The sequence below is a fragment of the Bacillus sp. S3 genome (genome assembly GCF_005154805.1).
Lineage (GTDB): Bacteria > Bacillota > Bacilli > Bacillales > Cytobacillaceae > Neobacillus.
In genome coordinates, this window is sequence record NZ_CP039727.1 from 1320423 (window position 1) to 1345747 (window position 25325).

At 40.1% G+C, this 25325-nt stretch carries 21 protein-coding genes; 19 read left to right on the forward strand and 2 right to left on the reverse strand.

Features of this window, described 5'->3' with window-relative positions; translation table 11 throughout:
* The first annotated feature begins 26 nt into the window (after nucleotides 1-26).
* The 17 genes from FAY30_RS06230 to FAY30_RS06310 all read left to right on the forward strand — a co-directional run bounded on the left by FAY30_RS06230 (nucleotide 27) and on the right by FAY30_RS06310 (nucleotide 20313).
* Nucleotides 27-1643, forward strand: coding sequence for an ABC transporter substrate-binding protein (locus tag FAY30_RS06230; RefSeq protein WP_149869073.1), 1617 nt, complete (start codon nucleotides 27-29; stop codon nucleotides 1641-1643).
* Between the two features lie 348 nt (nucleotides 1644-1991).
* On the forward strand, nucleotides 1992-2999 hold the full coding sequence (locus FAY30_RS06235; RefSeq protein ID WP_149869074.1) for an ABC transporter permease: 1008 nt from the start codon (nucleotides 1992-1994) through the stop codon (nucleotides 2997-2999).
* Between the two features lie 13 nt (nucleotides 3000-3012).
* Entirely contained in the window at nucleotides 3013-3912 is a 900-nt protein-coding gene (gene nikC, locus FAY30_RS06240; protein WP_149869075.1) for a nickel transporter permease, read from the forward strand.
* Nucleotides 3913-4095: 183 nt separating this feature from the next.
* Nucleotides 4096-4620, forward strand: a complete 525-nt coding sequence (locus FAY30_RS06245) for a shikimate kinase (protein ID WP_263315295.1) — start codon at nucleotides 4096-4098, stop codon at nucleotides 4618-4620.
* Nucleotides 4621-4622: 2 nt separating this feature from the next.
* Nucleotides 4623-5387 carry a type I 3-dehydroquinate dehydratase gene (gene aroD, locus FAY30_RS06250; RefSeq protein ID WP_149869076.1) on the forward strand — a complete coding sequence of 255 codons (765 nt, stop codon included), beginning with the start codon at nucleotides 4623-4625 and terminating at the stop codon, nucleotides 5385-5387.
* Nucleotides 5388-5641: 254 nt separating this feature from the next.
* Nucleotides 5642-6679: an N-acetyl-gamma-glutamyl-phosphate reductase gene (gene argC, locus FAY30_RS06255; RefSeq protein WP_149869077.1), complete on the forward strand. Its 1038-nt coding sequence runs from the start codon at nucleotides 5642-5644 to the stop codon at nucleotides 6677-6679.
* Nucleotides 6680-6728: 49 nt separating this feature from the next.
* Nucleotides 6729-7958: a bifunctional glutamate N-acetyltransferase/amino-acid acetyltransferase ArgJ gene (gene argJ / locus FAY30_RS06260; protein ID WP_149869078.1), complete on the forward strand. Its 1230-nt coding sequence runs from the start codon at nucleotides 6729-6731 to the stop codon at nucleotides 7956-7958.
* A gap of 12 nt (nucleotides 7959-7970) precedes the next feature.
* A complete protein-coding gene (argB, locus tag FAY30_RS06265; RefSeq protein WP_149869079.1) occupies nucleotides 7971-8768 on the forward strand; it encodes an acetylglutamate kinase in 798 nt (265 codons plus the stop codon).
* On the forward strand, nucleotides 8768-9967 hold the full coding sequence (locus FAY30_RS06270) for an acetylornithine transaminase (RefSeq protein ID WP_149869080.1): 1200 nt from the start codon (nucleotides 8768-8770) through the stop codon (nucleotides 9965-9967). Before argB ends, FAY30_RS06270 begins: the two co-directional genes overlap by 1 nt.
* A gap of 6 nt (nucleotides 9968-9973) precedes the next feature.
* On the forward strand, nucleotides 9974-11050 hold the full coding sequence (locus tag FAY30_RS06275; RefSeq protein ID WP_149872622.1) for a carbamoyl phosphate synthase small subunit: 1077 nt from the start codon (nucleotides 9974-9976) through the stop codon (nucleotides 11048-11050).
* Entirely contained in the window at nucleotides 11037-14273 is a 3237-nt protein-coding gene (gene carB / locus FAY30_RS06280; RefSeq protein WP_149869081.1) for a carbamoyl-phosphate synthase (glutamine-hydrolyzing) large subunit, read from the forward strand. Before FAY30_RS06275 ends, carB begins: the two co-directional genes overlap by 14 nt.
* Nucleotides 14257-15225, forward strand: coding sequence for an ornithine carbamoyltransferase (argF, locus tag FAY30_RS06285; protein WP_149869082.1), 969 nt, complete (start codon nucleotides 14257-14259; stop codon nucleotides 15223-15225). Before carB ends, argF begins: the two co-directional genes overlap by 17 nt.
* A gap of 83 nt (nucleotides 15226-15308) precedes the next feature.
* Nucleotides 15309-16520: an argininosuccinate synthase gene (locus FAY30_RS06290; RefSeq protein WP_149869083.1), complete on the forward strand. Its 1212-nt coding sequence runs from the start codon at nucleotides 15309-15311 to the stop codon at nucleotides 16518-16520.
* A 63-nt stretch (nucleotides 16521-16583) separates the two neighbouring features.
* Nucleotides 16584-17954 (forward strand): argininosuccinate lyase, encoded by a 1371-nt coding sequence (gene argH / locus FAY30_RS06295; protein ID WP_149869084.1) that lies wholly within the window; start codon nucleotides 16584-16586, stop codon nucleotides 17952-17954.
* A 131-nt stretch (nucleotides 17955-18085) separates the two neighbouring features.
* Nucleotides 18086-18943, forward strand: coding sequence for a carbon-nitrogen hydrolase family protein (locus tag FAY30_RS06300; RefSeq protein ID WP_149869085.1), 858 nt, complete (start codon nucleotides 18086-18088; stop codon nucleotides 18941-18943).
* A gap of 13 nt (nucleotides 18944-18956) precedes the next feature.
* On the forward strand, nucleotides 18957-19652 hold the full coding sequence (locus tag FAY30_RS06305) for a GNAT family N-acetyltransferase (protein ID WP_149869086.1): 696 nt from the start codon (nucleotides 18957-18959) through the stop codon (nucleotides 19650-19652).
* Entirely contained in the window at nucleotides 19642-20313 is a 672-nt protein-coding gene (locus tag FAY30_RS06310) for a GNAT family N-acetyltransferase (RefSeq protein ID WP_149869087.1), read from the forward strand. The genes FAY30_RS06305 and FAY30_RS06310 overlap by 11 nt, the downstream gene beginning before the upstream one ends.
* A 118-nt stretch (nucleotides 20314-20431) precedes the next feature.
* Here the strand turns inward: FAY30_RS06310 and FAY30_RS06315 are convergent, their stop codons facing one another.
* Together FAY30_RS06315 and FAY30_RS06320 are read right to left on the reverse strand one after the other, a co-directional pair.
* Entirely contained in the window at nucleotides 20432-21319 is an 888-nt protein-coding gene (locus tag FAY30_RS06315; protein WP_149869088.1) for an ROK family protein, read from the reverse strand.
* 48 nt (nucleotides 21320-21367) lie between these two features.
* Nucleotides 21368-21799 (reverse strand): ATP-binding protein, encoded by a 432-nt coding sequence (locus FAY30_RS06320; RefSeq protein ID WP_190284835.1) that lies wholly within the window; start codon nucleotides 21797-21799, stop codon nucleotides 21368-21370.
* 276 nt (nucleotides 21800-22075) lie between these two features.
* Here FAY30_RS06320 and FAY30_RS06325 point away from each other — a divergent pair, with 276 nt between their 5' ends.
* Complete coding sequence (locus FAY30_RS06325; RefSeq protein WP_190284836.1) at nucleotides 22076-23185, forward strand: galactosyltransferase-related protein; 1110 nt, start codon at nucleotides 22076-22078, stop codon at nucleotides 23183-23185.
* Between the two features lie 100 nt (nucleotides 23186-23285).
* Nucleotides 23286-25247, forward strand: a complete 1962-nt coding sequence (locus tag FAY30_RS06330) for a galactosyltransferase-related protein (RefSeq protein WP_149869091.1) — start codon at nucleotides 23286-23288, stop codon at nucleotides 25245-25247.
* The last annotated feature ends 78 nt before the right edge of the window (nucleotides 25248-25325 follow it).

Here is a 25325-nt window from a genome sequence, read left to right on the forward strand (position 1 = left end):
TATACTTTAGGGGGTAAAAAAAGCTTATGAAGAAAAAGTCTTTCACATTGCTGTTGATTTCTTTATTGGCCATCAGCATGTTTTTAGTGGGCTGTAACAGCAAAACGAACAACGAAGCTGACGGCAAAAAAGATTCGGGTACAAGTAATGATTCTAAAAAGGATACACTCGTGTATGGGCGCGGCGGGGATTCTACTTCCCTTGATCCGATCACCACAACAGAAGGAGAAGCTTTTAAGGTAACGGAAAATATTTTTGAAACCTTGCTTGAGTATGGGGAGCAGGATACAACCATCCAGCCTGGACTTGCTGAAAAATGGGAGGCCTCTGACGATGGATTAACATATACCTTTCATCTGCGCCAAGGAGTGAAATTCCATGATGGCACTGATTTTAACGCAGATGCCGTTGTTTTTAACTTCGAGCGCTGGATGAACGGGAATGATGAGAAATTCCCTTATTACACGATGTTTGGCGGCTATAAAGCCGATGAAGGGCACGTCATTAAAGAGGTTAAAGCCCTTGATGCGAACACAGTTCAGTTCATTTTGAAACGGCCTCAAGCACCGTTCCTGAAAAACCTTGCGATGTCACCATTTGGAATTGCAAGCCCGGCAGCTGTCGAAAAATACGGTGACGATTTCAGAAGTCATCCAGTTGGAACAGGTCCATTTAAATTCGTTGAATGGAAAAAGAAAGACCGTATTGTTGTTGAAAAGAATCCAGACTACTGGCAAGAAGGTTTACCGAAGTTAAACAAAATCATTTTCCGCGTGATTCCAGAAAATGCTGCTCGTCTTAACGCCCTTGCAAAAGGTGAAATCGACGTCATGGACGGTCTGAATAATTCAGATGAGGAAACCGTTAAGTCTAACGATAAACTGCAAATTATCGAACGTCCATCTATGAACGTGGGCTATATTGGATTAACGAATACTCGTAAACCATTTGACAATAAGCTTGTTCGCCAGGCTATTAACCACGCCATTGATAAGAAAGCGATCATTGATGCATTCTATGGAGGAAAGGCACTTCCAGCCAAAAACCCAATGCCTCCTTCCATTGAAGGCTACAATGATGCCATTCAAGAATATCCATATGATCTAGAAAAAGCAAAGGCACTTTTGAAAGAAGCTGGTTTCGAAAAAGGCTTCAAAATGGATTTATGGGCCATGCCTGTTGCGCGTCCATACATGCCTGAAGCACAAAAGGTGGCAGAAGTCATCCAAGCAAGCTTAAGCCAAATCGGAGTCACAGCAGAGATCAAATCTGTTGATTGGGCCACTTATTTAGAAAAAGCAACAAAAGGCGAGTTTGATGCCTTCATGCTAGGGTGGACAGGTGATAACGGTGACCCTGATAACTTTATTTACACATTGCTCGATAAGGATGCCATCGGCAGCAACAACTATGCTTACTATAGTAACGATGAACTGCATGACATCTTAATTGAGGCGCAGACAGAAACAGATCAGGCGAAGCGGAATGAGCTTTATAAGAAGGCACAAGAAATCGTCCATGAAGATGCTCCATGGGTGCCGCTTGTTCACTCAACACCGCTATTGGCTGCATCTAAAGATGTAGTGAATTACATTCCTCATCCAACTGGTTCTGAGTGCTTAAGTAAAGTAGAATTTAAATAATACAGAGGTGAAAAGGGGAGGGAGAGGTGCCTCCCCTTTTCTAAACATTAGGCTCCAATAAGCTCGATCGGATAACGTTATTAATAATTTTTCAGAGATTCAATGTTTCAGATAGTCTTTTTAGAAAGACTCTTTCCTAAAAAATTGTTGCTTTTTTGATTCGCTGATAAAATTGAAAATTCGCTGATATATTGGGTTGATTCGCTGATAAATTTGAAAATTCGCTGATATATCTCCGAAATTCGCTGATAAGTTGTAACTCCTCTCTTAAATCACATCTTTTCTGAATTGAATTGAGGTTGAAACAACAATCTATGCGAAAACAGCTTAAAAAAAGAGGTGATTCAAATGTTAACATACACAGTCCGTCGTATCCTAGCGTTATTTCCGGTATTAATCGGGATGACACTTGTTGTTTTTGCCATTATTCATGCGATTCCCGGGAATCCGGCCCAAGTCATTCTTGGACAGAGGGCAACGAAAGAAGCGATTGCTAATTTGACAGCACAACTTGGATTGGACAGGCCATGGTACATACAGTATTTCGATTATATAAAATCTCTGCTGCAGGGTGATTTGGGTGTATCTCTCGAAACCAGGCTGCCTATTAATCAAGAAATATGGCCTTACTTAGCTGCCACATTGGAACTAACCATAGTAGCCATGATCATCGCCATCATTATTGGCGTTAACGCGGGGATCATCAGCGCATGGTTTTCCAATTCATGGTTTGATTATATCGCCATGGTGCTCGCTCTAATCGGCGTGTCAATGCCGATTTTTTGGCTTGGCTTAATGGAACAATGGGCTTTTTCGATTGAATTAGGCTGGCTGCCGACCACGGGTAGAGAGGATGTAAGGGATCCGATTACGGCGATAACCAACCTTTATATGATTGATACATTACTTCAGGGCAGATTTGATCAATTTGTAACCGTTATCAAGTATATTATTTTACCAAGCATTGCCCTAGCCACCATCCCGATGGCGATTATTGCAAGGATGACAAGGGCAACCATGCTTGAGGTAATGAAATCTGATTATATTCGCACCGCGAGGGCAAAAGGACTTAGGATGTTCTGGGTTGTGTACAAGCATTCGCTTAAAAATGCTATTATCCCCGTGCTGACAGTTATTGGTCTTCAAACAGGCCTCTTATTGGGTGGAGCCATTTTAACAGAAACCATCTTCAGCTGGCCAGGAATTGGCCGTTATCTTTACGATGCAATTGGCTATCGTGATTATCCCGTTATTCAGTCCGGTATCTTAATCATTGCAGCCATCTTTGTCCTCATTAATCTAATTGTGGATCTATTATATGTCTTCGTGGATCCAAGAATAAAATATTCTAAGTAAGGAGGGATCTAGTGTGGCAGAACTGGCAAAAAACACTGCAGATGTCTCGCCGATACTGACTGAGGACAAGCAGATTTCTCCATGGAGAGAGGCGTGGCAATCCTTTTATAAAAATCGATTAGCACTGGCAGGATTATGTATTGTCCTCTTTTTTATCATTATTGCCATCATCGCACCGTTGATCGCGCCTTATGGCTTTAAAGAGGTGGTATTGGCTGACCGGATGCAGGCACCATCAAGCAAGCATTGGTTCGGCACCGATGATTTCGGGCGCGATATTTTTTCACGAGTCATTTATGGGGCGCGGATATCTTTATGGGTTGGATTTTTTTCGGTATTAGGATCTGTTATCTTTGGGACGTTGCTTGGAATTGTCGCCGGATACTATGGGCGCTGGGTGGATGCGATCATCTCGCGTATCTTTGACGTCATGCTGGCCTTTCCAAGCATCCTGTTAGCGATTGCCGTTGTTGCAATCCTTGGACCATCACTGAAAAATGCTCTAATTGCAATTGCTGTAATCAACATTCCTAATTTTGGCCGGCTCGTCAGATCAAAGGTGTTGAGTGTGAAACAAGAGGAATATATCATGGCGGCCCGAGCCGTCGGAATGAAAGATACAAGAATACTCTTAAGACATATTTTACCTAACAGCATTTCGCCGGTAATTGTTCAGGCTACATTGGCGATTGCGACAGCAATCATCGAAGCAGCTGCCCTAGGGTTCCTCGGATTAGGTGCCCAGCCCCCAACACCGGAATGGGGGAAAATGCTGGCCGACTCTAAAAATTACATTACAAACGCACCATGGACTCTATTTTTTCCAGGGATGGCGATCATGCTGACGGTGCTTGGATTTAACTTAATGGGTGATGGATTACGGGATGTCCTTGATCCGAAAATGAAAAACTAGGAGGTGATCTTTCACTGCCTAGTTTTTTGTGTTTATAGAATAATTATCCTACACTTATTTAGGAATACCCTACTATAGCAACTTTAACTAATGGTTGTTTTTAAATAGAATTTAGGGCTATAATAATTCCAATTAAATATACTGAAATTTCTAGGAATTATCCTTTAGGGGGATTGAAAAAGGTTGAATAATGATAGAGAAAAAAGCATTGTATTTATAGGATTCATGGGTGTCGGGAAAACAACTATCGGCAAGCTGGTAGCTCAAAAAATGGGCCGTGATTTCATTGATGTAGATGAAGAAATTGAAAAGGAATATAAAATGAAGGTATCAGAAATTTTTGCCGAAATTGGTGAAAAGGCCTTTCGTGAAAAAGAGAAAAGTGTCATTACCAGTCTATGCGAACAGAAAGGCAAGGTTTTATCTTTAGGCGGCGGTGCATTTTTGCAAGAAGACATCAAAAAGGTTTGTATGTCTTCTAGTTTTGTTATTTTCCTAGATTTATCTTTTGAAAATTGGCAAGAACGGATCAACCTAATCATTGACAGCCGCCCGGTTTTGCAAGGAAAGTCATTTGCCGAAATGGAAGAGCTTTTTTATAAAAGACAGGAATTTTATGTGAATCATCATTTAAAGGTGGATACCGATAACAAGGACGCAGAAGAAGTTGCCGATTTAATAATAAATGCTTTAATCGAGAAGGTGTGATGATGAAAAAAACAGTAACCGTTAAAGGGCTGACAATTGGTGAAGGTGCACCGAAAATCTGTGTCCCTATGGTTGGGAAAAATCTTGTGCAATTAAAAGATGAAGCAGCGTATTTAAAAAACTTGGATTTAGATCTTGTTGAATGGCGTGTTGATTTTTTTGAACATGTGGAACAAATTGAGAAAGTGAAGGAAGCATTGACAGAGATCCGTGGCATTCTTTTGGAAACTCCAATAGTTTTTACGTTTAGAAGTGCAAAAGAAGGCGGCGAAAAGGCAATCAGCGCTTCTTACTATTTTGAATTAAACAAGGCCATTGCAAAAACTGGCTTGGTGGATATCATTGATGTTGAGTTGTTTAATGAGGAAAATGATATCAAAACAGTAATTGAAACGGCGCATGCACACAAGGTCTTTGTTATTATCTCTAACCATGATTTTCATAAGACACCATCAAAAGAGGAAATTGTTTCTCGCTTACGTAAAGCACAGGAATTAAAAGGAGATTTACCGAAAATCGCTGTAATGCCAACAAGTGCGGCTGACGTACTGACACTCTTAGATGCAACCAACACTATGAACGAACAATACGCCGATAGACCCATTATTACCATGTCCATGGCAGGCACGGGAGTCATCAGCCGCCTAGCCGGCGAAATATTTGGTTCAGCACTGACCTTTGGGGCGGCAAAGAAAGCATCTGCACCTGGTCAAATAGACGTAGCCGATTTACGGAAGGTAATAAACCTTTTACATTCAAATTTATAAACAAAAAAGTACTACCCTTAGTTAAAGAATTTTTAATGCTATGGAATTTGAAGGGACATTGATGTGTTCCTTCTTTTATTTGTAAAAATGAATAAAAAATGCATAATTTTTTCTGTAATTAATGTAAGCGTTTGCATAAATAAATTATTAATTTATTTATAAAAACTGAAAATTTAAGTTGTTTTACCGTTGCATAATTATATATACGTATGTATAATAATTCATTATAAAAGGAACGCGGGAGTTGAAAATATTTGAAAGCTTGTATTATTGGTGGTACTGGTTATGGCTCAATTGAACTTATTCGGCTAATTAATAAACATCCATATTTAGAGATTGGTACCGTTATTTCCAATTCCCAATCGGGAACTAATTTTAGCGATATATATCCACATCTTACAAACATAGTAGAACAGACACTTGAAACTTTTGATGCAAAAAAAATTTCGGAAACAAATGACATAGTGTTTTTAGCAACACCCTCTGGTGTGAGTTCCAAACTTGTCCCATCCCTTATAGAAAATGGCATTAAATGTATTGATTTATCGGGTGATTTCCGTTTGGAATCTTCGGAAGACTACGAAAAGTGGTATAAACATATACCAGCAGATGAGGAATATCTTAAACAGGCAACCTATGGTTTAAGCGAAATATACACGGAAAAAATAAAGACTGCTAACATAATTGCCAATCCCGGATGCTATCCGACTGCGACGACACTTGGACTTTTACCGATTCTTAAAACTGAATTGGCTGATGAAAAAACAATCATCATCGATGCAAAATCAGGAGTATCGGGAGCAGGAAGAGGACTTTCTTTAACAGCACATTATGCGGAAATCAATGAGAATCTTAGAGCGTACAAATTGGGTGCCCACCAGCATATTCCAGAAATTGAACAAGTGCTTCAGGATGAAACAGGCAATCCAATTACTGTCACTTTCTCGACACACTTGGTACCTATGACACGGGGAATCATGTGCACGATATATGTAAATTTAAAAGAAAATCTTTCTACTAATGAGATTCACCAAATATACAGTGAGTTTTATAAAAATAAACGATTTGTTAGAGTTAGGCCGGAAGGAAATGTACCGGCGACAAAAGAAGTTATTGGCTCAAACTATTGCGATATCGGCCTACATGTTGATCCAAGAACCAATCGATTAACGATCATTTCCGTCATCGACAATTTAGTAAAAGGTGCGGCTGGCCAGGCGATTCAAAATGCAAATATAATGAACGGCTGGGATGAACAGGCAGGACTTGAATTTATCCCAATGTACCCATAAAGAGTACTAGTTTTATAGTCAAACAGAGGAATTTAAAGGGGGAAAAAAAATGACACAGGCAATATCAACAAATGAAATCACTATCCTAGAGAAAGAAAGTGTTACTCTGCCTAAAGGCTATAAAGCTGGCGGTATGCATTGTGGAATAAAAAGAAAAAGACTTGATTTAGGGTATATTGTTTCCAAAGTACCAGCAACTGTTGCGGGGGTATATACAACTAATTTATTTCAGGCAGCTCCACTTACAGTTACCCAAGAAAGTATTGCAATAGAAAATAAAACACAAGCGATACTCGTTAATTCAGGTAACGCAAATGCCTGCACTGGCGAGCAAGGAATCGCTGATGCACTTGAAATGCAAAAGGAATTCGCTAATGAACTAGGAATTCAAGAACATTTAGTTGCCGTTACATCAACAGGGGTAATCGGTGAACTTTTACCAATGGATAAAATTAAAACGGGCATTAAGCAAATACTGCAGAATGAATATGAAAACGAAGAAAACTTTAAACAAGCAATCTTAACAACAGATACATGTAAAAAGGAAATTGCCGTACAGTTTGCTATTGACGGAAAAAAGGTGAGCATTGGCGGTACATCCAAGGGGTCTGGAATGATTCATCCGAACATGGCAACAATGCTTGGTTTCGTCACAACAGATGCAGATGTTGCCCATGAGGATCTTCTAAATGCATTAAGAGAAGTTACAAACACAACATTCAATATGATAACCGTTGATGGTGATACCAGCACGAACGACATGGTGTTAGTAATGGCAAACGGCCTAGCTGAGAATAACCAACTGACAAAAGAACATCCTGAATGGGATATTTTTAAACAAGGCTTACAAATTGTTTGTGAATCACTTGCTAAAAAAATTGCCCGCGATGGCGAAGGAGCAACAAAGCTAGTTGAAGTGCAAGTTGACGGGGCATATAGTCTGGATGCAGCAAGAGCAGTTGGAAAATCAATCATTTCTTCTAATCTTGTAAAAACAGCTATTTATGGTACGGATCCAAACTGGGGAAGAATCGTTACGGCAATTGGCTACAGCGGTGTACCAGTAAAACCAAATGCAATAAAGGTTTCAATTGGGCCTTTCACTGTATTCGAAAACGGTCTGCCAAGTCAATTTGTTGAAGAAGAAGTAAAGGAATACTTAGAATCAGAAAATGTCAAATTGATTGTTAAATTAAACCAAGGTGATTACAGTGCAACTGCCTGGGGATGTGATTTAACGTATGACTACGTGAAAATCAACGCATCCTACCGCACTTAAGGGGGAACTGGAATGAAATATTTAGTCATTAAGTGTGGTGGTAGTGTGTTAGATAATCTGCCAAGGTCATTTTTCGAAGATGTGGTTAAAATGCACCAATCTGAAGAGTGGACGCCTATTATAGTACATGGCGGCGGACCGCTTATCACCTCACTGTTAAAAAGCCTAAACGTTGAAACCAAATTCGTGAATGGTCTCAGAGTAACGGACCATAAAGTTTTAGATGTAGTGGAAATGGTCTTAAGTGGATCTGTAAATAAGCAAGTTGTCCGAAATATTGTTGAGGTCGGAGGAAACGCCGTTGGCATTAGTGGTGTCGATGGCGGCCTTCTTAAGGCAATACCCACGGAAAATGCCAAAACACTAGGTTTTGTCGGAGACGTTGTGGAAGTAAATCACAGCGTCATAGAAGGTATTGTCAATCAAGGATATATTCCTGTCATCTCCCCAGTTGGAATCGATGCAAGCGGCCAGCGTTACAACATTAACGGTGACATCGCCGCATCTGCCATTGCCAAAGCTCTAGGAGCGAACCTATGCTTTATCAGTGATATTCCAGGGATTTTAGTCGAAAAAGATGGTGTGAAAACCAAAGTTGATAAAGTATCAAAACAAATTATTGAAGAAATGATTGATAATCAAACGATATACGGCGGTATGATTCCAAAGGTAAAAGCTGCAATTGACGGTCTTGTACATAATATACCAGAAGTAGGAATCATCAACGGTTTTGAGAAAAATAGCTTACTAGATTATACAAACGGTAAAAAAGTCGGAACAAAAATAGTCTTAGAAGAGGTGATTGCATAATGGCGACGAATACATCTGTCTCTCAAATCTCACCAGTAATGGCAACGTACGCCCGCTTCCCGATTACCCTTACAAAAGGAAAAGGAAGTTATGTTTGGGATGACCAAGGAAACCAATATTTAGATTTTACTTCGGGGATCGCCACCTGTAACCTTGGCCATGTTCCCGACTCGGTAAAAGAAAAACTCGAAGAGCAATTGCAGAATTTATGGCACTGCTCAAATCTCTACAACATTCCGAACCAAGAGCAGTTGGCAGGCTTACTTACTGCTAATAGCTGCGGTGATCAAGTTTTCTTCTGCAATAGTGGGGCAGAAGCAAACGAAGCGGCCATCAAGTTAGCAAGAAGATATGCCAACAAGGTTAAGGGCAGCGGTTCAGCGGAAGTCGTCACCTTCCAGCAATCATTTCATGGCAGAACCTTAGCCACCTTAACGGCAACCGGCCAAGAAAAAATCCAACAGGGATTTTCACCACTCATGCCGGGGTTTAGCTACCTGCCGTTCAACGACAGCGAAGCACTTGATAAACTTTCGAAAATCAAACCAGCAGCGGTACTACTGGAGCTAGTCCAAGGCGAAGGCGGAGTTATTCCTGCAAATCCGGAATGGGTAAAAAAACTTGCCCAAATGTGTAAAGAGAACAATATCTTGCTCATGGTCGATGAAATTCAAACAGGCATCGGCCGAACGGGCACCCTTTTTGCCTACGAGCAATACGGCATTGAACCGGATGTCATCAGCATTGCCAAAGGTCTTGGCTCAGGATTTCCAATCGGCGCGATTATTGCCAAGGAAGAAGCAGCCAAAGGCTTTGAACCAGGCAGCCACGGCAGTACATTTGGCGGAAATCCATTAGCTACAGCAGCAGGGGTTGCTACTGTTACCTATATCCTTACTAGTAAATTATTAGAATCGGTAAATGAAATGTCGGCGTACCTCGACCTTCAACTTCAAGGTTTCAAGGAAAAGTACTCACTAATAAAAGAAATCCGTGGCAAAGGACTATTAAAAGGATTGGTTGTCGAGGGTAATGCCGGAGAAATAGTCCAAAAGGCAATCAAAAATAACCTACTTATTTTAACAGCGGGTCCGAATGTTTTACGGGTATTACCACCGTTAACGGTAACAAAAGAAGAGATTAACGAGTTTGTAAATATATTGGAAAATGTATTCCGAAGTACAGAGAAAGGCGTGTGATTGAACTTGGAACAAGGATATCTTACTTTGGAAACAGGAGAAGTATTTGAAGGAGTCCTTATCGGTGCAGAAAAGGATACTCTTGGGGAAGTCGTTTTTAACACGAGCATGACCGGATACCAAGAAATTATCACCGATCCTTCGTACGCTGGTCAAATCATAACTTTCTGTTATCCCATCATCGGAAACTATGGAATTAATGCGAATGATGATGAAAGCATTACACCTGCCTTATCAGGAGTTGTTATTGGCGACTTATGTGAAACACCCAGCCATTATCAATCGATTGAACCATTCTCAGAAAAACTAAAACAGGCGGGAGTTACCGGAATTGCAGGAGTCGATACGAGACTTCTTGTCAAAACAATCCGCAGCCGCGGTACTGTTAAAGGATATCTAAGCCATAAAAAGACTTCAAACTTGCCAAAATCAGAAAAGCAGCCATTTTGGGTTGAAAAAGTGTCAACGGAGAAGATTCATTTTTTCAAAAACAATGGACCGCATGTGGTCTTAATTGATTTTGGCCACAAAAAGTCTATTTTAAATGCGCTATTAGAAGAAAATTGTGCGGTCACACTTGTGCCCTACAACACTCCGTTTGAGAAAATAAAAGCGTTGAATCCAGATGGTGTCCTGCTAAGCAACGGACCTGGTGATCCAATGGAACTAAAACAGTGGTTCCCGAACATCAAAAAAATCACCCAGGCCTACCCAACGCTAGGAATCTGCCTTGGTCATCAGTTAATTGCTTTAGCATATGGGGCGAAAACCACGAAACTTGCTTACGGGCACCGCGGCGGAAATCATCCCGTTAAGGAACTTAATACTGGAAAGGTGAAAATTACAGCGCAAAATCACAGCTATGTGGTCGTTGACGAAAGTATTGATGAAAACATCTTTTACGTCACATACCGCAATGTCAATGACAAATCGATAGAGGGATTAACACATCAAACCTATCCCATTCAAACCGTTCAATTTCATCCGGAAGCCCATCCAGGGCCAAGCGATACCGAATATATTTTGCAAGATTTCGTAAAACAGATAGCATCAGTGGGAGAGACAGTCTATGCCGCTAAATAAAAAACTAAAAAAAGTACTTGTCATTGGTTCTGGTCCGATCGTGATTGGCCAGGCAGCAGAATTTGATTATGCCGGAACACAGGCGTGTATTGCCCTCAAAGAAGAGGGGATTGAAGTCGTTTTAATTAATAATAACCCGGCAACGATCATGACAGATGAGACAACAGCTGACAAAGTATATATCGAACCATTAAACGTTGAAACAATTGAAAAAATTATTCAAAAAGAAAAGCCCGATGGGGTCATTGGCACCCTAGGCGGCCAAACAGGCCTGAATTTAACTGTAGAGTTGTATGAACAAAATATACTAGAAAAATATAATGTTGAACTTCTTGGCACCTCTGTTGAATCAATCAAAAACGGGGAAGACCGAGAAAAGTTCCGTAACCTGATGCTCGAAATTGGCGAACCGATTCCGGAATCTGCTATTATTCACAGCATCGCGGAAGGGGAAGCTTTCGTTAAAGAAATTGGTTTTCCAGTAATCATACGCCCAGCCTATACCCTTGGTGGAGAAGGAGGCGGCTTTGCCAATAACGGCGAGGAGCTTGAAAACGTCCTAAAGAAAGGCTTAGCAGCAAGCCCCATCCATCAAGTATTAGTTGAAAAAAGTATCAAAGGCTGGAAGGAAATTGAATATGAGGTCATGAGAGACGCTAATGATACATGCATCATTGTCTGCAATATGGAAAACATGGATCCAGTTGGTGTGCATACAGGCGACTCCATTGTTGTTGCTCCATCGCAGACATTAACAGATGTCCAATATCAAATGCTTCGTGACGTTTCAATAAAAGTAATCAGAGAACTAAAGATTATCGGTGGCTGTAATATCCAGTTTGCACTCCATCCGGAATCCAATCAATATTACATCATCGAAGTAAATCCAAGGGTCAGCCGTTCGTCCGCACTTGCTTCAAAAGCAACCGGTTATCCGATAGCTCGTATGGCGGCGAAGTGTGCGATTGGATATCACCTCGATGAAATTGTCAATCCAATCACAGGTAACACCTTTGCTTCGTTTGAGCCGGCGATTGATTATATTGTGGTAAAACTCCCTCGATTCCCGTTTGATAAGTTCCCTGAAGCAGATAGATCACTTGGGACACAAATGAAAGCAACAGGTGAGGTCATGGCAATTGACCGGACGTTTGAAGGGGCTTTAAACAAAGCCATTCGGTCAATGGAAATGAATGTATATGGACTTTGCCGCAAATCCAATCACACATTAAGTGAAGAAGTTCTTTTTGAACTGCTTGAAAAGGCCAATGACCAACGTTTATTTTTTATTGCAGAAGCTTTCCGAAGAGGAATCTCGCTTGAAAAAGTGCAGCAATTAACCGAAATTGACTTATGGTTTTTACACAAAATTAGCTCAATCGTGACGTTAGAAAAAAAGCTTGCCAACTATGAATGGAGCAATGTTCCAACAGCGCTGCTGAAAGAAGCAAAACGAAATAACGTTGCAGATAAGCTGCTATCGCAAATTTTTTCTATTCCGGAAAAACAAATCCGCGATAAGTGGAAAGAACTTAACTGGAAACCGGGCTATAAGATGGTTGATACTTGCTCGGCAGAATTTGATGCTGTAACACCCTACTACTACTCAACATGGCACGGATTTGATGAGGTAGAGCCAACGGACAAGAAAAAGATTCTGGTCATTGGGTCGGGTCCGATTCGAATTGGCCAGGGAATTGAATTTGATTACTGCTCTGTACATGCTGCCAAAGCCATTAAGAAAAAAGGCTATGAGGCAGTGGTCATTAATAACAACCCTGAGACTGTTAGTACCGACTATTCCATTGCCGACAGCCTTTATTTCGAACCGCTTGCAGCAGAAGATGTTCTGCATGTGATTGCGAAAGAAAAAGTCGAGGGTGTATTGATTCAGTTCGGCGGGCAAACAGCGATCAATTTGGCACACGCGTTAGAAGAAGAGGGCGTCAATATTTTAGGGACGACAGTTGAAAATATTAATTTGCTAGAAGACCGAAAAGAATTTTACCAACTGCTTGAGGACTTAAATATCCCGCATATTGAAGGGAAAACAGTCTCACAGCCTGAAGAACTAATAGAAGCTGCCGCCAGGCTTGGATACCCGGTGCTCGTTCGTCCATCGTACGTTATTGGCGGTCAAGCCATGTTTACGATTTTTTCAGAAGAGGAACTCAATCAGTATATTATCCAGTTAGAGAATAATTCCCATGCAGAGATGTGGCCGCTATTAGTCGATAAATTTTTGCCGGGGCTTGAATGTGAGATAGATGTGATCAGCGATGGGGACAAAATAGTTGTTCCGGGAATTTTTGAACATATAGAAAAGGCTGGCGTTCACTCCGGTGACAGTATTTCCGTGTTCCCGCCGATCTCGATGTCTGCAAAAACAAAAGAAACCATTATTCATTACGCAGAAAAAATGGCGAAATCAGCGCCGGTAATCGGCATGATGAATATTCAATATGTCATTTATGATGACGAGGTTTACGTGCTTGAGGTAAATCCACGCTCGTCAAGAACTGTGCCAATCATCAGTAAAGTAACAGGAATTCCAATGATTGAATGGGCTGTCAGTGTTCAATTAGGAGAGAAGTTATCCGACTTGTCTAACGTGCAAGAGTTGCTTCCTGAACCTGGGTATTATTCTGTAAAAGCCCCAATATTCTCATCAAGTAAGCTTAAGGGTGTGGACCATGTTCTCGGGCCGGAAATGAAATCAACTGGCGAAGCACTTGGATTAGGCGTCACGTTCCAAGCTGCTCTTGAAAAAGCGTTTCCTGTTATTGGAGGCAAAACGGAAGCAAATACCCTCTTCTGTTCCATTTCGGTTCGGGAAAAACCGGAAAGTCTTTCGCTAGTGAAAGAACTTAGTGATCTAAATTACAAGATTGCTGCGACAGAAGGAACAGCATTGTTTTTTAAAAAAAATGGTATATCAGTTGAACGTATAGTGAAGGACGAAAATGATGTAAATGGACTATTCCGAAACGAGCGGGTTAAGGCTGTCATTAATATACCGAACCAAGGACGACAAAAACAAAAATTTGGTTTCCACATTCGTGAGCATGCCGTTCGTTACAAGATCCCTGTGTTTACACATCTGGATACAATTGAAGCAATGATCGGCTTACAAAGCCAATTCATGTCGGAAAATGAAGTTCGTACAGTCCGTGAGTATTATCATATTGAAAAAAGGGGTGCTGAACATGTTAGAAGCCTATAAATTGATTGAAAAGAAGGAAATACAATTAAAGGGAAAAGACTTTTTACAGTTGTCAGATTTCAGCACAGATGAGATTCTTTATATGCTGGATGTGGCTCAGGAGTTAAAAGTACTGCAAAAGCAAGGGACTCCTCAGCCGCATTTAAGCGGTAAAGTATTAGGAATGATCTTTGAAAAATCCTCCACCCGCACGCGAGTATCATTTGAGGTTGGCATGTTACAGCTTGGGGGGCATGCCATTTTCCTAAGCTCGAAAGACATCCAGCTTGGAAGAGGTGAAAGTATTTCCGATACAGCAAAAGTGCTATCGCGCTATGTAGACGGGATCATGATTCGAACTTTTTCACATGAATCAGTAGAAGAGCTAGCAGAGCATGCAACAGTTCCGGTTATAAACGGGTTAACGGACCTGCAGCACCCTGTCCAGGTACTGGCTGATTTGCTGACCATCTTAGAGCATAAAGGGAAATTAGCTGGCCTAAAGCTGTGTTATATTGGCGATGGGAATAACAATATGGCCCATTCTTTAATGGAGGGTGCTGTTAAAGTAGGGATGAACATAAGCATCGCCAGCCCGGCAGGATATTTGCCTAATGGAAAAATAACTGAAAACGCCATCCAGGACGGAAAGATAACTGGAAGTACAGTAACAGTTACGAATGATCCGCTAAAAGCAATCAAAGATGCCGATGTCATCGTTACAGATGTTTGGACCAGTATGGGGCAGGAAGAAGAAACTGCTTTAAGATTAGAGGCATTTCAAGGTTTCCAAGTTAATGAGGAATTGTGTAAGCATGCGAAAAAGGATTTCATTTTCTTACATTGTTTACCGGCTCACAGAGGTGAAGAGGTGACTGCGGAAATTATTGACGGCTGCCATTCAGTCGTTTTTGATGAAGCAGAGAACCGTCTGCATGCACAAAAAGCAATTTTAAAACTTTTACTTGCATAATAGGTTCATTTTTTATAATATTAATTGTATAATAATTCTATCGATTGAATAAAAATTCAAAATGAATGCAAGGAGAATAGAAAATGACGAAAGAAAAAATTGTTTTAGCATACTCAGGAGGTTTAGATACATCTGTATCGGTTAAATGGATTCAAGAAAAATATGGTTATGATGTTATTGCTTTAGGTCTTGATGTTGGAGAAGGTAAGGATCTAGAGGCGATCAAAACCAAGGCATTGAATGTTGGCGCCGTTAAAGCCTATATCGTTGATGCGAAGGAATTGTTAGCGAAGGAATATATTCTTCCTGCTTTGAAAGCTAATTGTTTATATGAAGGGAAATACCCGCTTTCTTCTGCCCTTTCTAGACCGTTGATTTCAAAATTACTTGTTGAGGTTGCCGAAAAAGAAGGTGCAACAGCTGTTGCTCACGGCTGTACAGGAAAAGGGAATGATCAAGTCCGCTTTGAAGTATCGATCCAAGCACTTAATCCAAGCTTAAAAGTGGTTGCGCCGGTTCGTGAATGGGGCATGACACGTGATGAAGAAATCGCCTATGCCGAAGAAAACGGAATTCCAATCCCTGTTGATTTAGACAATCCATTTTCGATTGATGCAAATATTTGGGGACGTGCATGTGAGGCTGGAGTGCTTGAAGATCCATGGGCAGAGGCTCCAGAAGCAGCGTACGATTGGACAAATCCAATTGAATTAACACCAGACGCGGCAGAATATGTGGAAATTGAATTCGAGCAAGGTGTTCCGGTTGCCCTAAATGGCGAGAAACTTCCCTTAGTTCAACTAATTGAAACCTTAAATGAGCTTGGAGGCAAGCACGGTGTTGGCCGTATTGACCACATTGAGAATAGATTAGTAGGAATTAAATCTCGTGAAGTATACGAAAATCCAGCAGCGTTAATCTTAATCAATGCCCATAAAGAATTAGAGTTCCTAACTCTGACTCGTGAGGTTACTCAATTCAAAACACAGGTTGAACAGCAGATGGCAAAGATTATCTATGAAGGTCTCTGGTATTCACCGATTAAGCCTGCGCTTGATGCCTTTATTGATGAAACACAAAAAACTGTATCAGGTACAATCCGCGTCAAGCTCCATAAAGGAAATCATACGGTTGTTGGCCGTAAATCGCCGTATAGCCTGTATAATGAGGAATTGGCAACCTATGCAAAAGGTGACGCTTTTGACCATAATGCAGCAGTTGGATTTATTAAACTATGGGGATTACCAACGAAAGTATTTTCAGAGGTTAATAAAAAGGAAACCATTTTAAAATAAACCGGATTGCCCTCGAATCCTAGTTCGGGGGTTGTCTTCTTTCTAAGTTAAGGGGGAGCACTAATGTCTAAGCTATGGGGTGGACGTTTTACAAAGGAAACGAACAAATTGGTGGAAGAATTCACTGCATCCATTCATTTTGATCAAAAATTGGCAAAAGAAGATATCGCCGGCAGTCTGGCACACGTACAAATGCTGGGGGAATGTGGCATTATTCCGATGGAGGATGCGGACAAAATTAAGGACGGTCTTCTTTCTATTAAAAAGTTGGTAGATGAAAACAAAGTTGAGTTTTTAGTAGAAGATGAAGATATTCATATGAATATCGAAAAACTATTGATTGAAAAAATCGGTTCTGTCGGCGGTAAGCTTCATACAGGGCGCAGCCGTAATGATCAAGTCGCAACCGACATGCATCTTTATTTACGGACAAAAACAACCGAATTAATTACGTTGCTTGAAGATGTCCAGCAGGCATTGATTGGGCAGGCTAAGGAGAATGTTCAAACGTTAATTCCCGGGTATACCCACCTGCAGCGTGCTCAGCCGGTTTCCTTTGCCCATCATGTCATGGCATATTTTTGGATGTTTGAACGTGATAAAGAAAGATTAATAGACTCTCTGAAACGGATAAATTGGCTTCCACTAGGTTCCGGAGCCTTGGCAGGAACGACTTTTCCTATTAACCGTGAGCGTGTAGCCGAGCTGCTTGGATTTGAAACGGTGTACCCGAACAGTATGGATGCTGTCAGCGATCGTGATTTTATTCTTGAATTTTTATCGATTGGTTCTATCATTATGACGCACATTTCCAGACTTTCTGAGGAGTTGGTTATTTGGTCAAGCCAGGAATTTCAGTTTGTCGAGCTGGATGATTCTTTCTGTACAGGCTCAAGTATTATGCCGCAAAAGAAAAACCCGGATGTTCCGGAACTGCTTAGAGGAAAAACCGGCCGTGCGTATGGCAATTTGATTGGGTTATTGACTGTTTTAAAAGGCCTGCCGCTCGCTTACAACAAGGATTTGCAAGAAGATAAAGAGGGCATGTTTGATACAGTAGAAACGCTTGAAGGTTCATTAAAACTGTTGGCCCCAATGATTGAAACGATGACCGTCAAAAAAGATGTGATGCGTAAGGCAATCAACAATGATTTTTCCAATGCCACAGATATTGCGGATTATTTGGTACGTAAAGGCTTGCCGTTCCGTGAAGCCCATGAGGTAATTGGAAAAATTGTTTTGTATGCCATCCAATCTGACAAGTATTTGCTAGATTTAAGTTTCGAAGAATACCAAGAGTTCAGTCCATTATTTGAAAAAGATATTTATCAGGTATTGGCTCCTGAACATGTAGTTGCAGTAAGAAACAGCTTTGGCGGAACAGCGCCCGAACAAGTCTTGAAACAAATTGAGCTTGCAGAAGGGAAACTTTAAAAAATCCATGGTAAATGCCCGCTATTTAGCGGGCTATATTTGTGTTCCAGTGTAATAGGGGTACCAAAAGTTTGAATAAAATACTAAAATATTAGATAATTCCCTTAAAAGAAACTAATTGGAGGAGAATAATGAAACTAAGAGTATCTGTGGTGCAGTACCACCTGCATACGATTCAAAACTTTGAGGAATTCGCAAAACAGTGCGAGCATTACATAAAAACGGCTGAAGAATTTGGGGCAGAATTTGTCCTCTTCCCAGAGTTCTTTACCACTCAGCTCTTATCCATCGGCAATGGCCAGGGTCAGAGCCTCACGATTAACGACTTGCCAAACTTTACTGAACAGTACCGTGAACTATTTTCTAATTTTGCAAAACAGACCAACATGCATATTATTGCGGGTACACACGTCCTAAAAAAGAACGAAAAGCTCTATAATACCGCCCATTTATTTTATCCGGACGGTCGAATCGGTGAGCAGGCTAAGCTGCATATTACCCCAACAGAGGTAAATGAATGGAATATGGCACAGGGCGATTCGTTTCAGATTTTTGATACGGATAAAGGAAAGATTGCGCTGCTTACCTGTTATGATATCGAGTTCCCTGAGATTGTCCGCATGGCAAAGGCTAAGGGTGCGGATGTTATATTCTGTCCATCATGCACAGATGACCGCCATGGCTTCCACCGTGTTAGATATACCAGCCATGCCCGAGCGGTGGAGAACCAGGTATATGTGGTCCTAACCGGAACTGTCGGCTCGCTGCCGACGGTTGATTTTATGCGCGCTAATTTTGGCCAGGCTGCAATCATCACTCCAAATGATATTCCATTCCCGCCTAAAGGCTTATTGGTTGAAGGGGAACTGAATAATGACATGGTCGTAACTGCAGATTTAGATTTAGAACTTTTATATAAAGTTCGGGAACATGGTTCGGTCACAACCTGGCGTGATCGCAGAACAGACCTTTATACAGATTGGTCATAAAGGATGTGGAAACATGTATCGAAGTGATTTTTATGTGTATGACCAAGGTAAACCTGTAAAGGTCTTCATCCGTAATTACACAGAAACAGATTTTGATCAGCTGATTGAAATCCAGTCCGAATGCTTTCCACCGCCTTTTCCTGAAGAATTATGGTGGAATAAACAGCAATTATTAAACCATGTTACCATTTTTCCAGAGGGTGCATTATGCTGCGAAATAGATGGTATATTAGTTGGATCATTGACAGGTCTATGTGTTGACTTTGATTTAAATAATCACAACCATACTTGGGAAGAAATCACCGATCATGGGTACATCCGCAGCCATAATCCTAATGGTGATACATTATATATTGTTGATATCAGTATTCGTCCAAAGTTCCGAAAACTCGGGCTTGGAAAATTATTGATGCAGGCGATGTACCATGTTGTCATTGAAAAAGGATATACCAGGCTGCTGGGCGGAGGCCGGATGCCTGGCTACCATAAAGTCGCTGATAAAATGACTCCCGAGGAGTACTTGGCAGCGGTAATAAATGGCGGGATGCACGATCCCGTCATCAGCTTTTTGCTGCGCTCCGGCCGGAAACCTATTGGGGTTGCGAGAAATTACCTCGATGATGAAGAATCCTGCAATCATGCAGCGTTAATGGAATGGACAAATCCGTTTAAATCAGATAAAGGGGGCATAAATGCCAATGGAATATAAAAGAATTACCAGTATTGAAGACCCAAATTTTAAAAAGCTTCATGATTTAATGGAGGAAATTTTCCCGCCGGAGGAAGTACTGGAATATGAGCTTTGGAAAGAACCATTAGAAGATCCAGGTATTCGGGTGTTTGTTGCTACTCTAGGAGACCAAGTTGTCGGAGCAACCGAATACCGTTATTATCCCGACTGGAATATCGCGATGACAGATTTTACTATCATCAGTAAACCTGGTTTAGGGCTTGGCCGCTTTTTAGCGCAAAACCGTTTAAAGGATTTAAACCAGCTTGCTAATGAAAATGGTAAAGTGCTATTTGGAATGTTTGCAGAAATTTATGACCCTTACCGGGTAGAGCATCACGAATTTGGCGGTGTAAAGGTAATGGAACCATATGTGCGCCGGGAGGTTCTATCGCACTTAGGCTATAAGCGGCTTGATCTCTCCTATGTTCACCCATCCTGGGAAAACAACGGGGAAGCTGTCGAGGGACTTGACCTTTGTTTTATGCCTGCTGATTATGAACTTGCGGCATTACCAGCCGGTCTTATTAGGGACTTCCTGACAAACTATTACTCTATCCTTTCCAATAAACCGAAGGAATGGCTGGAAATGATTGAACAAATTAATAAAAAAGAAACGATTCCACTATTACCCCTTTAATAAACAAGCCCGCCATCGACAGGCGGAGATTGTGGAAAAAGGCATCCGTATGAATATGCGGGTGCTTATTCTTTTAACGGATGTGGTAAAACTAGATTAACATACTAGGGAAATTCATCTACCGTGTTTTTTTGATAAAATGGTACAGTGCACCAATCATTCCTGCGTCATTTTGATACTTACAACTTTCAACTGGGATCTTAATGTCTTTCCACCAAGGAAGATGGTCAAGTTTATTGTTAATATTATCTAACAACCCTTGTTGGGCAATTACTCCACCGCCTATTAAAATTTTTTGCGGGTTTAAAGTTGCGGCCAGATTATATATTCCATAACTAATGTTTTGAATCCAGTCATCTAGTAGTTTTTTTACCGAACTATCATGGCTGGATTCTAAAAAAACTGTCTCTCCTTTAACCTTTTCATATTCACTAATACCCTTTAGCTTTTTATAGGACTTAATTAGGGCATAGGTAGAAGCATTGGAGTGCAGTATATCCCTATCATTGTTTCCCGCTTGAGTAATCATAAATCCAAATTCTCCGCCTCTGAAACTATGCCCATGCAATAGTTTCCCATTAATAAATATACCCCCGCCTATTCCAGTACCAATTGTCACACAAATAAAATCGGTACAATTTTTGGCATTCCCACTTATTTTTTCTGCTAAAGCTGCGCAGTTTCCATCATTTTCAATTTCAACCGGCAGCGAAATTCTCTTTTTTAATAATTTTTTGAGATTCTGTTTATCAAGTGCTTTTACTGCGCCGGCCCGTTCTGAGTAACCTGAATGAGGGTTAATAAAGCCTGGTAAACTAATAGCCACACCACTAACATTATGATTGCTTGTATACATGTTAATGGTATCTGCCATTGTATTTAAAAATAATTCTAGATTTCTACCATGGGTATCGTAGCTGCCTTTTGAAAGAATAGATCCATTCTCTAGCAATAGCCCGTGCTTTACTTTTGTCCCTCCTATATCAAAACAAATATACTTTTTCACTTCACTTCCTCCTATCTGCAGTATATTGTAACCTTTAAGCGGTTTTTACTATTTTACCTTAATAATGGTTCCTTCATCTGAAGTCGGCTTTTGGAATTCTTTATATATTTGTTTTAAATCATGTTCAGATAGTCGCCTAAGCACTTTGTTACGTTGTTTGCAAGTTTCATAATCGGTATCTACGTAGAATATTTCCAATGTTAGTCCAAATTCCTTCGCAACTCGAATCCATCTTTTACGACGTTCTCTGGTTCTGTTGGTGGTATCAACAAGTACGTCATGTCCACTTCTAAGCAATGATCGTACCATAAGTTCGGCGTGATCCCACACAATCGGTTCAGCCTCTGCCTTATAAGTTTGGCCATGCAAAGCTAGCCTAATTTCATCTAGTGATACACGTACCCATCCTTGATTCTGAAGAGTCTTACTGTATGTTGATTTTCCGCTTAGTGGCATCCCGCACATAATAGCAAGTTTCACTTTCATCTCTCCCAAATGAGATTAGCACTAGCTATCTAGATGAAAATAAATTCAACTTCACCTAAACAACAGGTTCTTCTACTTTATGAAATGCGAACGTGCAATGATTTGAAAGGGACAAAAAACTATGTTGATTTACCATAAATCGTCAATTCTTCTGCAATACCTAATCATTATTTGGAACCATGATACAAGCCGTTCCCCCACAAATCAATTCACATACAATAAGTAAAAATTAGAATGTATAAAACTTTTATAAATAAGGAGAGAGTTACAGTGTTAGAAAACGTTTCAATAATTGTACCTTTCCAAACAGACCATGGTCCAAGGGCGAAGGCTTTTGAATGGATTAAAAGGTATTATGCTCGTGTTATGCCCGAAGCTGAATTATGTTTGGGACTAATCAATGAAGAGGATATTAATAAATCTAAGGCTGTAAACTTAGCAGCTAAACAAGCAACAAAAGATATTTTTGTAATAGCTGATGCGGATGTCGTTTATAACCCCAATATTATTGTGGAAGCGATAAGATTACTTGATAAAGCAGCATGGGTAGTCCCTTTTACGGAAGTATATAATATTGAATGGCAAGGTACTAAAAGATTACTTAAAACAAAACCAACGTGGCCTATTGATATTAAATATGAAGAATGTAGCAAATCAAAATGGGTTTATGAAGGATTTGCGGGTAAACTCTTTATCATTCCTCGAGAAAACTTCGAAGCAGTTGGCGGTTTTGATGAACGGTTCATTGGCTGGGGAGGTGAGGATGATGCATTTTCCCACGCTGTCCGTACGCTTTGTGGGGAGATTGTAAACGTTAAGGGGAAAATATTCCATCTATGGCACCCTAGTTCAAACTATCAAACGAATCCACATGGTAAAGCGAATGCTGATCTTCTTGGCCGCTATAAACAAGCAAGTGGAAATAAGAAAAAAATGACCAAGCTCATTAATGAACGGAAAAGTTCCCTAGATAAGATTAAAACTAATAATATTGATAATATAAACAGTTATAAAAATGAATTAATTGAATCTCTGCATATTGAAAATGAACAAAATACAAAAAAATATAAAAGTAAGAAATATCCATGGTATGAGGATAATTCCAAAAATTACTCCATATCTATTCCAATCAAAAGTAAATTTGGTAACTTAGAGCTTATTGTGCGGTCAGGTTCTTCTTTGACCCATTATTGGCAAGAACCTAATGGGAAGTGGTATAAAAGTAAGACGTTTGCTAAAGGAGTAACGGGAAACCCGTTATTTTTTGAAAATAATTCAGGGCAATTTGTGGTAGTCTGTAAATTAAAAACTGGTGAAGTGGGATTTTGGCTAAGAGACAACAAAAAACCTGACCATCCTTGGTCTGGACCAACAGTTTAGTAAGTTACTTCTTTATTAGAATTTGCCCAATGGCCAAATTATCTTTTTGTTTGGAGATATTTGGCCAAAAACAACAGATAAACAAAAAGGGAGATAGTGTATGTTTGAAAATGTTTCTATCATCATTCCTTTCCAAACAGATCATGGTCCAAGGGAAGAGGCATTTGAATGGATAAAACGATACTATGCTGCAGTAATGCCAGATGCCGAATTATGTCTAGGGGTTTATAGCGACAATGAAATTAATAAATCGAAAGCTGTAAATCAAGCAGTAAAAAAGGCTACGAAAGATATTCTTGTAATTGCAGATGCGGATATTGTTTATGATCCTAAAATTATTTTAAAATCTATAGAACTACTTAAAGAAGCGGCATGGGTCGTTCCTTTTACAGAAATATATGATGTTCCCAAAGAGGCAACAAAATATCTGATTAGCAAACAACCAAGCTGGCCGCTAAGAGTAGGAGTAGAAGAATGCAATAAAGCTAATTGGATCTATAAAGGATTCGCTGGAAAACTAAATGTCATTCCGCGAGCGAATTTCGAAGCGGTAGGTGGTTTTGATGAGCGTTTTATTGGCTGGGGTGGAGAAGATGATGCCTTTTCACATGCCGTTAATACTATTTGCGGAAAATTCGTTAATATTGAAGCTAAAGTGTTTCATTTATGGCACCCAACTGCTTACACGGATTCAAACCTAAATAATCAGAAGCTGCTAAATCGGTATTTATCTGCAAGTGGCAACAAGTATGACATGTTAAAAATAATCATGGAACGTAAGGACTTTTTTGTGACGAAAAAATCCCTCTACTCTGAAAAGTTAAGTAGGATTACGAATTCCTCTCAAAGTAAAATCTGTTTTATGATCCTCGTTCATGAACAGCGGGAGCTTGTGAAGGAATTAATTGATAATGTAAGACACTATTGTCCCAATAGCACGATGGTCTTGTACAATGGCGGGGATGACCCAGCCCTTTGTGATAATTTAGGGGTTCCTGTATGTCCCTCCAGCCGAAAGTTGGAGCGGGGATTCACGACCATTTATTTTCTTGAGACTATGGAATGGCTCGAGGAGATGGGGATGGAGTATGACTATCTAATCAATATTGATTCTGATGCCTTGTTTTTCAGAAAAGGATATGAAGAATTCATTGAGAAACAAATGAGAGATACCGACTATATGGCGGTAAAACTGCGGATTCCTGAAGAAGATTGGTATATTGGGGACGAACTAAAGAAGGACCTATATAGATGGGAGAGGTTATTTAATGTAAACCCCTTCTATGGAATTTTCAATGTTGGCCAAGTTATCAACAAATCGCTTGTAAAATCCTTACTTCACCCTGAAAGAAAGGATAAACTAAAAAGGGCATTGCTTAAAACGATCTCCTTCGGTACAGACGAGATATTTTTTGTTAACATGGCAAGGGAGTTGGGATTCCGTATTAAAAGCTATCCAAACAATATGGACGAAAAGGTGATTCGCTACCGTCCATTCCTTACTTTAGATGAAATAGTCTACTGCCTTAATGAGATTAATAATAGTTGGTTGTGTCATCCGATTGAGCGTGATAAAAGAGATTTGGCTAGAAAATTTATTAAGCATCTTGGAACAGAATATTATAGTAAGCGATATCGTAAAGAAAAATATCCATGGTATGAAGGTAATCAGGATGGGTATATGCCTTCTTTACCTATTACTAGTAGTTTTGGAAATAAAGAGTTAATTGTGAGGTCTGGAAAAAATTATTTGTCACATTATTGGGAAGATCAAAGGACGGGAAAATGGTTCAAGAGTGAAACATTTGCAAAAGGAGTAATTGGTACCCCTGTTTGGAATGAAACCGATTCTGGGCGGTTTGAGGTAGTAAGTAAATTAGCCTCAGGGGGGGTTGGATTATGGTGGAGGGATAATAACCAGAAAGAATATCCTTGGTATGGACCATCTCTAATCATTAGTCAGGATGTCGAACCTATTATGCTTACTCAGCTAGAGAATGGATCAACTTTATTAATTTCTAAGTATGGTGATAGATTAGGTTATTGGACCAATGAGCAGTAAAATAAAAAGAGAATTCGTTAGATTCAAAAAAATCTTTCAAAGATGATTTTGAATTCATTGACAGTTCAAATTGTTTCA